Source organism: Delftia tsuruhatensis NBRC 16741 (genome assembly GCF_001571325.1).
Lineage (GTDB): Bacteria > Pseudomonadota > Gammaproteobacteria > Burkholderiales > Burkholderiaceae_C > Comamonas > Comamonas tsuruhatensis.
Window position 1 is genome coordinate 1 of the sequence record NZ_BCTO01000053.1, and the last position, 6,897, is coordinate 6,897.

6 protein-coding genes are annotated in these 6,897 nt (G+C 68.9%); 5 read left to right on the forward strand and 1 reads right to left on the reverse strand.

Features of this window, described 5'->3' with window-relative positions; all coding sequences use genetic code 11:
* Nucleotides 1-117 precede the first annotated feature (117 nt).
* Nucleotides 118-1,569 carry an aminotransferase-like domain-containing protein gene (locus DTS01S_RS23915; RefSeq protein WP_061289129.1) on the reverse strand — a complete coding sequence of 484 codons (1,452 nt, stop codon included), beginning with the start codon at nt 1,567-1,569 and terminating at the stop codon, nt 118-120.
* Nucleotides 1,570-1,763: 194 nt separating this feature from the next.
* Between DTS01S_RS23915 and DTS01S_RS23920 the strand changes: the two genes are divergently transcribed.
* The 5 genes from DTS01S_RS23920 to DTS01S_RS23940 all read left to right on the forward strand — a co-directional run bounded on the left by DTS01S_RS23920 (nt 1,764) and on the right by DTS01S_RS23940 (nt 6,833).
* Nucleotides 1,764-2,366, forward strand: coding sequence for a LysE family translocator (locus DTS01S_RS23920; RefSeq protein WP_061289132.1), 603 nt, complete (start codon nt 1,764-1,766; stop codon nt 2,364-2,366).
* Nucleotides 2,367-2,600: 234 nt separating this feature from the next.
* On the forward strand, nt 2,601-3,779 hold the full coding sequence (locus DTS01S_RS23925) for an aminotransferase-like domain-containing protein (RefSeq protein WP_061289135.1): 1,179 nt from the start codon (nt 2,601-2,603) through the stop codon (nt 3,777-3,779).
* 224 nt (nt 3,780-4,003) lie between these two features.
* Nucleotides 4,004-4,963 (forward strand): PhzF family phenazine biosynthesis protein, encoded by a 960-nt coding sequence (locus DTS01S_RS23930; protein WP_061289138.1) that lies wholly within the window; start codon nt 4,004-4,006, stop codon nt 4,961-4,963.
* A gap of 91 nt (nt 4,964-5,054) precedes the next feature.
* Nucleotides 5,055-5,738, forward strand: a complete 684-nt coding sequence (locus tag DTS01S_RS23935) for a histidine phosphatase family protein (protein ID WP_043790856.1) — start codon at nt 5,055-5,057, stop codon at nt 5,736-5,738.
* Between the two features lie 120 nt (nt 5,739-5,858).
* Nucleotides 5,859-6,833 (forward strand): Bug family tripartite tricarboxylate transporter substrate binding protein, encoded by a 975-nt coding sequence (locus DTS01S_RS23940; protein WP_061289141.1) that lies wholly within the window; start codon nt 5,859-5,861, stop codon nt 6,831-6,833.
* Nucleotides 6,834-6,897: the final 64 nt, after the last annotated feature.

Sequence of the window (6,897 nt, forward strand, 5' to 3'; positions counted from 1 at the left end):
CGGTGTCCCTCGCTTTGGGCCTCGTCGGTTTTTGGCGCCGTGCGCCTGGTCTGATCTGGATTTGCGGGGCGATGCCGATCTTCTCCGACGTCTCCCTTCCCTGCCCCATTCCCTTTTCTATGCGCTGCCGCGCATGGCCTGGACTTCGCGTTCGAAGATGCGCCAGAAGGCGGGTTCCTGCGTGGTGGCGAAGTTGATGCGCATGCAGGTGCTGGGCTGGCGGCCGGCGTGGAACATGGAGCCGGGGGCGATGAAGTAGCCGGCGTCCAGCAGGCGCTGGGCCAGGGTTTCGGTGTCCACGCCGGTGTCCACCCAGCCGAACATGCCGGCCGGCTCGGCCGCGAAGCGGGCACCGGCCTGCTGGGCCAGTGCCACGCTGCGCATGCGGGCCTGGGCCAGGTGCTGGCGCAGGCGCTCGGCATGGCGGCGCAGCTGGCCCTGGTCCATGCAGTGGGCCAGGGCGCGTTCCGTCAGTGCGGGGGTGGTCAGCGTGGACAGCAGCTTGGTGTCCACCAGGCGCTCCACCAGCGCAGGCGGCGGCGCCAGATAGCCCACGCGCCAGTTGGGCGCCAGCAGCTTGGCGAAGCCGCTCACGTAGATGCTGTGGCCCAGGCGGTCCAGCACGGTCATGCGTGCGGCGTGGTCGGGCGCGATCTCGCCATAGGTATCGTCCTCCACCACGTAGAAGCCGAATCGCCGCGCCAGCTGCAGCACCTCGTGGGCACTGGCCGGCGACAGGCTGTAGCCGGTGGGGTTGTGCAGCACGCTCACGCTGACGTAGAGCTTGGGCACGCAGCTTTCGCAGTACCGCTGCATCACGGCCAGGTCCGGCCCGTCGGGGCCGCGCGGCACGGGCAGCACGCGCATGCCCAGCGATGCCAGGCGCGCGAACTCCACGGCCCAGCCGGGCTCCTCCACCATCACCGGATCGCCCGGCTGCAGCAGGGCCCGGCTGACCACGTCCAGCCCATGCGTTGCGCCCATGGTGGTGATGATGTGCTGCGGCGCCGCCGCAATGCCCAGGCGCGCCAGGCGCCGCGACAGCGCCTCGCGCAGGCTGATGTCGCCCAGCGGGTCGCCATAGCCCACGCAGGAGTCGTGCAGGGATTTTCCCGAGCAGGCCTTGCGCATGGCAGCGGCCAGAAAGCCTGCCTCCAGCCATTGGGCCGGCAGCACGCCCGCGCCGGGCTGGGGCCTGCCGCCCACGCTCTGGTGGAACATGCCGCGCACCAGCATGGAGGCATTGATGCGCGTGCCCTTGGGCGCGCCGGTGGCCTCGTCCGCAGGCGCGGCGCGGGCCTGTTCGGACTGCAGCAGCGGTGCGTCCTGCACGAAATCGCGCACGAAAAAGCCGCTTTGCGGCCGCGCCTCGACCAGGCCCTGGGCCTGCAGCAGGTCATAGGCGGCCACCACCGTGTGCGTGCTCACGCCCTGCTGGCGCGCGCATTCGCGCACCGAGGGCAGGCGTGCGCCCGCCGGCAGCAGGCGCATGCGGATGCGCTCTCCCAGGCGTTCGGCCAGCTGGGTACTCAGGGTCTGCGGCGCCAGCCGCGAAAGGGGAACGGGCATGAGAGGGTCACCAAAACGTCACTGTATCGGGATGGGCGCCGATACAGAACATGCAATTGAGGGTTCAACTGTATTGGTACTGTACAGGTCTTGCACCTATATTGCAGGCATTCGTGCTGCGGAGCAGGCCTGCCGTGCCCTCCTCCCCAACAGCCCCTTGCCGCCTGTATGGAGACCTCCGGGGCCACCGCCTCATGCCACCGTCCGAACTCACCGCCTTGCTGCTGCTCGCCGCTTCCATGAGCTTCAGCCCCGGCCCCAACACCACGCTGTCCACGGCCCTGGCCGCCAACCACGGCCTGCGCCCGGCGCTGCGCTTCGTCCTGGCCGTGCCCGTGGGCTGGTGCCTGCTGCTGGTGCTGAGCACGGCCGGCGTGGGCGCGGCGATCGTGGCGGCACCGCTGCTGCTGTGGCTGGTCAAGGCCGCCGGCATCGGCTACCTGCTGTGGATGGCCTGGCGCCTGAGCCGCAGCGCACAGATGGCGTCACTGCAATCTCAGCAGCAGTTGCAGGTGGGTTTCTGGCAGGGCGTGGGATTGCAATTCTTGAACATCAAGGCCTGGCTGCTGGCCCTGGCCATCGTGGCCGGCTGGCTGGCGGGGCACGACGACCTGAGCGAGCGCCTGTCCGTGGTGCTGCCCGTCATGGCCGCCTATGCCTTCTCCAGCAATCTGCTGTATGCCTGCGTGGGCGCACTGCTGCGCCACTGGCTGGCCCAGGGACGCAGGCTGCTGTGGTTCAACCGTGCCATGGCGGCCATGCTGGCGCTGACGGCGATGTGGATGGTGGCCGCATGAGGGTCCGCCATCCACACCCAGGCAAAGGCCGTACTGGCCTGCCCAGCTATTGAAGGGAGGATGCGCAGACCCTTCACGGCCGCGACAAAATACCCTCATTGCCGGCGCAAGAGCGAAAGCACCATCCGCACTGCGCTCTTCACATGCGGCCGGCCCGTGCCCCACGACGGCATGGCAACCCATACCAGCCCGCCCGCATGGCGGGCACCGCAAAGACCTGGAACTGCTTTTTTTATGACGACCTGGACGCTGGCAGACCGTGCTGCCAAGATGAACCCCTCCGCCATCCGCGAAATCCTCAAGCTCACCGACCGTCCCGGCATCATCAGCATGGCGGGCGGCCTGCCCTCGCCGCTGGCCTTCCCGCTGGACGCGTTCACCCAGGCCTGCCAGACCGTGATGCAGCGCGATGGCGCAGCGGCCCTGCAATACGCCACCAGCGAAGGCTTCGCGCCCCTGCGCCAGGCCGTGGCCGACTTCCTGCCCTGGGAAGTGGACCCCGACCAGGTGCTGATCACCACGGGCTCGCAGCAGGCGCTGGACCTGATCGGCAAGGTCTTCCTGGACCGCGGCAGCCGCATGCTGGTCGAAAAGCCCACCTACCTGGGCGCGCTGCAGGCCTTTGCGCCGCAGGAACCGATTCCCGTGGGCGTGGACAGCGATGACGACGGCATCCTCGTCGAGGACTTCGCCACCAAGGCCGGCACCGGCGCCGACAAGGCCCGCCTGGCCTACGTGCTGCCCAACTTCCAGAACCCCACCGGCCGCACCATGGCCGAGGCACGCCGCCAGGCCCTGGTGGACAAGGCGCGTGAACTCGGCATCCCGCTGATCGAGGACAACCCCTATGGCGACCTGTGGTTCGAGCAGCCCCCTGCCCTGCCGCTGGCCGCGCGCAACCCCGAAGGCGTGATCTACCTGGGCTCGTTTTCCAAGGTGCTGGCCCCGGGCCTGCGCATCGGCTTCCTGGTGGCGCCCAAGTCCGTCTACAACAAGCTGCTGCAGGCCAAGCAGGCGGCCGACCTGCACACGCCGGGCTTCAACCAGCGCGTGGTCTCCGAGGTCATCAAGGACGGCTTCCTGGACCGCCACGTGCCCACCATCCGCGCCATGTACAAGCGCCAGCGCGACGCCATGCTGGCCGCGCTGGAACGCGAAATGGCCGGCCTGGACGTGCAGTGGACCCGTCCCGTGGGCGGCATGTTCCTGTGGGTTCGCCTGCCCAAGGGCATGGATGCTCAAAAGCTGCTGCCCGCCGCCGTGGAACGCGGCACGGCCTTCGTGCCCGGCGCGCCGTTCTACGCGGACGAGCCCCAGGCCAACACGCTGCGCCTGTCCTACGTGACCGTGTCGGCCGAGCAGATCGACAAGGGCATCGCCGCCCTGGCTGCCGCCATCCGCTCCACGATGTAAACCACCCCCTGAGCGGCTAGCGCCGCTTCCCCCTCTCTACTTGCTTCGCAAGGGAGGGGGACGACGCCCTCGGCTAGGTGCCCCCGCCGTGAGGCGGCTCTTGCTCGGCGTCCCTGGTGTTTGGGCCAGTTACCTGCTTGGGCCAGAGGGAAGCCGACACGCAGTCGAACCAAAGTCCGGCTTGCCGTCGGCTTTTCCATCCTCCCTTCCATCTGCCCATTGCCATGACACCTGCATACGTCTCCCGCCAGCGCCACTTCATGACCGTGGACGTGTTCACGGCACGGCCCTACCTGGGCAATCCGCTGGCCGTCGTGCTCGACGCCACCGGGTTGACCGATGCGCAGATGCAGTCCTTCGCGGCCTGGACCAATCTGTCGGAGACCACCTTCGTGCTGCCGCCCACCGAGGCCGGCCGCGCCGCAGGCGCCGACTACCGCGTGCGCATCTTCACGCCGGGCGGCGAGCTGCCCTTTGCCGGCCATCCCACGCTGGGCAGCTGCCACGCCTGGCTGGCGCAGGGCGGCGTGCCGCAGCAGGCGCAGCGCATCGTGCAGGAATGCGCCAAGGGGCTGATCGGCATCGAGCGCCAGGACGGGCGCCTGGCCTTTCAGGCACCGTCCACCGACATCGGCGCCGTGGAGCCGGGCCTGCTGGCCGAGGTGGCTGCCGCGCTGGGCGCGGAGCCCGGCCAGATCCTGCGCGCCGCCTGGCTGGACAACGGCCCGCGCTGGATGGGCGTGCTCTTCGAGCATCCCGACCAGGTGCTGGCGCTGGAGCCCGACCATGCAAGGCTCAAGGCGCTGAACACCAAGGTGGGCGCCTGCGCTTTGTACGAAAGCGCGCAAGATGCACCGGCACTGATCGGCCGCAGCAGCCGCGAGGCACGCGCCTTTGCCACGGGCCAGCGCCCGGCCGGGGCCGATGCGGATGCCGCCCCCAGCCTGGAAGTGCGAGGCTTCGCCAGCCCCGTCGGCGTCACCGAAGACCCCGTCACCGGCAGCCTCAACGCCAGCCTGGCCCTGTGGCTGCGCGGCGAAGGCCTGCTGCGCGCGCCCTACATCGCCAGCCAGGGCTGCTGCGTGGGCCGCGACGGCCGCGTGCATGTCAGCGAGGACGCCCAGGGCGCGCTGTGGATAGGCGGCCATGTGGTGGAGTGCGTGAGCGGCCAGGTGCTGTTGTAAGGGCTGCCGGGGTGCTGGAATCTGTCGCCAAGGCGGCAGCCAGTCGCCCGCAGGACAAACGCCGGCGCCAGCGCTGGCCACAATCCGCGCCATGGGAACCCTCTATCTTGTGCGCCATGGCCAGGCCTCGTTTGGTGCCGAAGACTACGACCAGCTCAGCGAACGCGGCCTGGCGCAATCGCAAAGGCTGGGAGCCTACTGGCGAGAGCGCGGCCTGCGCTTCGACGCGGTCTACACGGGCACGCTGCGCCGCCATGCGCAGACGCTGGCCGGCATCGCCGAAGGCCTGGGCAGCCTGCCTGCCGAGCAGCATCGCACCCAGGCGCTTGCAGGCCTCGATGAATACGACAGCGGCGCGCTGCTGCAGGCCATCCACCCAGCGCCACTGCCCAAGCCCGACACGCCCGAGCTGTACCGCCACCACTTCCGCCTGCTGTGCGATGCCCTGGCCCAGTGGATGGCCGGCACCATCAGCCCCAAGGGCATGCCCAGCTGGGACGACTTCTCCGGCGGCGTGCGCCAGGTGCTGGAGCGCGTGCGGCATGAACATGCCGACGAAAACGTGCTGCTGGTCAGCAGCGGCGGCCCCATCTCCACCGCCGTGGGCCATGTGCTGGGCACCTCGCCGGAGGTCACCATTGCGCTGAACATGCGCATCCGCAACAGCGCCGTGACCGAGTTCACCACCAGCCCCAAGCGCCTGATGCTGCAGACCTTCAACACGCTCAACCACCTGGACACGGACGAGCACCGCAGCTGGATCACGCACGCCTGATCCAGCCCCCGGCCAGGCTGCCACACGGCTATTGCGCCAGGGCATAGCAGCCAGAACACGGGCGATCTGGGCCGGCCTGCGCTTTTGCGCCACACTGGCCGGCCAGGAGACAAAAGACCCATGAACAAACGCCGCTTCACGCGCAGCGCCCTGGCCTGCGCGGCCCTGCTGCTGGCCGCCATCACCAGCCAGGCCCAGCCCCTGTCGAACAAGCCCATCCGCATCGTCGTGCCCTTTGGCGCAGGCGGCGTGGCCGACGTCACCTCGCGCGTCGTTGCGCAAAAGCTGGCCTCGCAGCTGGGCCAGCCCGTCATCATCGACAACAAGCCCAGCGCGGGCGGCATCGTCGCAGCCGACACCGTGGCCAAGTCCGCGCCTGATGGACACACGCTGTTCCTCCTGTCCAACGGCAGCGCCGTCACCGTGGGGCTTTTCAACCAACTGCCCTTCGACATGGTCAAGGACTTCACGCCGATATCCACCCTGGGCTACTTCGACATCGGCGTGCTCACCGCCAGCGACTCGCGCTTCAGGAACCTGGGCGAGCTGGTGGCCTGGGCCAAGGCCCACCCCGGCAAGCTCAACATCGGCAGCATCGCCATCGGCAGCACCCAGCACCTGGCGGCCGAACTGTTCAAGACCACGGCCGGCATCGACGCCCAGATCGTGCCCTTCAACGGCACTCCCGCCGTGGTCACGGCCCTGCGGGGCAGGCAGATCGACGCGGCCGTGGAAATCCTCACGCCCATCATGGGCCAGATCAACTCCAAGGCCGTCAACCTGCTGGCCATCACCGGCGACAAGCGCTCGGCCCTGCTGCCCGGCGTGCCCACGGCCCAGGAGTCAGGCGTCAAGGGCTTCGTCGCCTCTTCCTGGAACGCCCTGGCCGCCCCCGCCAAGACCCCTCCGGAAATCATCGCCCGCCTGAACAAGGAAATCGCCGCCGCCGTGAACTCCCCCGAAGTCACGCAGAAGCTGCGCGAAATGAACGTCCAGGCCCAGTCCAGCACGCCCGAGCAGACCGCGCAATTGCTGCAATCGGAAATCAAGCGTTGGGGCGACGTGATCGTCCAGGCCAAGATCCCGAAACAGTAAAAAAGGCCGAGCGCAGCGAAGGCCCGCAACAACTCCCCGTATGTCAGCGCCTGCGGCGTGGTGG